This is a genomic window from Vibrio sp. D173a (genome assembly GCF_030248475.1).
This window is the reverse complement of sequence record NZ_JAHGAH010000275.1, coordinates 1-2,177: the sequence shown is the minus strand read 5'-3', so window position 1 is coordinate 2,177 and position 2,177 is coordinate 1. Positions and strand designations below refer to the sequence as shown.

Annotated in this window: 2 protein-coding genes; both read left to right on the top strand. The window is 44.9% G+C overall.

What is annotated here, in order from left to right; translation table 11 throughout:
* Window positions 1–24: 24 nt before the first annotated feature.
* Window positions 25–1,881, top strand: coding sequence for a methyl-accepting chemotaxis protein (locus tag KIV40_RS23875; RefSeq protein WP_285351665.1), 1,857 nt, complete (start codon window positions 25–27; stop codon window positions 1,879–1,881).
* Between the two features lie 58 nt (window positions 1,882–1,939).
* Window positions 1,940–2,140, top strand: coding sequence for a hypothetical protein (locus KIV40_RS23870; RefSeq protein WP_005432140.1), 201 nt, complete (start codon window positions 1,940–1,942; stop codon window positions 2,138–2,140).
* Window positions 2,141–2,177: the final 37 nt, after the last annotated feature.

The window sequence follows — 2,177 nt, the reverse complement described above, 5'->3', positions numbered from 1 at the left end:
GAATTACGCAACAAAGCCTTTGCAGTGCTTGCATCAACGATTACTGTAGGGGTGATGGCACAGCGTCATGCGCGAGACGTATTAAGCCATCGCCTTATTGATATTGAATTGCCTGCGATGTTGCAGCAAATCAATACGGAGATTGACCGTGAAGTTGTACAGATGCAGCAAGCGGCGAAACAGTTGGCGACCAATGAATTTGTTGTTGAAGCACTATCAACGACAGACCGTAACCCAACAGTCGAAGCGCAATTAGTTCGCCAACTAAATAACGTAAAGTCCCAATACCAGTTGAACGATGCTTCTGTCGCGAACAGACAAAGTGCTTATTACTGGAACCAAAACGGTTTCCTACGTCAGCTTAATCGCTCGCAAGATGCTTGGTTCTTTGGATTCACTTCTTCTGGCCAAGATACGTCTGTAAGCGTATTTCAAGAGGCAAATGGCGAAGTAAAAATGTTCGCGAACTACCAAAACGTCAATGGCATCTCAATGTCTGGCCTGTCCAAGTCAATGGACGATATGGTTTCGTTACTAAATGGCTTTAAGATTGAGAAAACAGGCTACGTTTTTCTGACCAATAGTAAAGGTGATATCCAGATTCATCGCCAGCAAGGTAAGAACCAAAGCTCTATCAACCAATTGTTTGGTCGTGAAGCTTCTCAGTTGCTCAACAAAAATCACTTCAATTTAGTAACGACAGAATTTGAAGGACAAGAGATGTTTGTCTCGAGCTTGTACGTGCCTTCAATGGACTGGTTTGTCGTTGGTGTTGTACCAGTAAACGAAGTATTTGCTGACCTAGATGCAACCGCCGAGAAAATGTTATTCACAACAGCGATCGTCGCGCTGATCTTCATTGCGATGGGCGTTCTTCTTGCAAACAGCATTACCAACCCAATTCGCCAAATTGCTGACCGCTTCACTGATCTTGGCGAAGGTGAGGGTGATCTGGCTCAACGAATTGAAATCAAAGGCAACGATGAGATCGCTCAACTTTCTAAAGGCTTTAACGGCTTTATTGAGAAGATCCATGCAACCATGAAGGAAGTGTCGCTAACCAGTGGTGCTTTAAGCCAAGCGGCAGACAGTGTTTCAAATAAAGCAACGTCTACGCATGATAATAGCCAAGAGCAACGTGACCAGACGATTCAGGTAGTGACGGCCATTAACCAGATGGGGGCAACGATCAGCGAGATTGCTTCAAATGCAGCAACCGCAGCTGATACGGCAAACCAAGCGTCTGATAATACGCAGACTGGCCGCCAAGTGGTGACGCAAGCAAAAGAAGTGATTAGCCGTCTTGCTGGTGATGTGGAAACGACAAGCATGGTAGTGACTCAGCTTGCAACAACCACCAAAGATATCGGCTCTATTCTGGATGTGATTCGCGATATCTCTGAGCAAACCAATTTACTTGCGTTGAACGCAGCGATCGAAGCGGCTCGCGCGGGTGAGCAAGGTCGTGGCTTTGCGGTGGTAGCTGATGAAGTACGTAACTTAGCGTCACGTACGGCTGATTCGACCGAAGAGATTCAGAAGATGATTAACCAACTTCAAAGTGATGCGCAAGATGCATTAACTGCAATGGAAGCAGGTAAAGCGGTGACATTTGAGGGGGTGGCTTCAACTGATGAGGCTGTTGTTGTTCTAATGAATATCTCTGAACGGATTGCGGATATTTCGGATCGTAATACTCAGGTTGCAACGGCAACAGAAGAGCAATCGACAGTGGTTCATACCATCAACCAGAACATCGAAGAGATTAATGCGATCAATGAGATGACGACAGCGACAGCAGAAGAACTTGCTGGTGCAAGTCGAGATCTCCAAGAATTATCATCTCGCCTAGATAAGATGGTTGGTAGCTTCAAGCTGTAGAGTTGGATAGAATAGACCTAGTTTACAAGTTTAACGACTCGATATTTAGGTAAGTACTATGAATGATTTCGAAAAAGAACTAGCACAGATCTCGCAAGAAGCGTCTCAAGAACCGGAAGTAAAGCTACCAACTCTTGAAGAGCAGAAGCAAATTGCGGCAGAGCTCAAGAAGTTAGAAGCTGAAGGAAAACTGACTCCAGAAATCCTTGAGCAATACTTTGGTAAGTTCAATCAGAAAAATTCAGTGCCAGTGCATTAATAAAGGGGGAGTTTGATACTCTAATGCCGATCAGTTA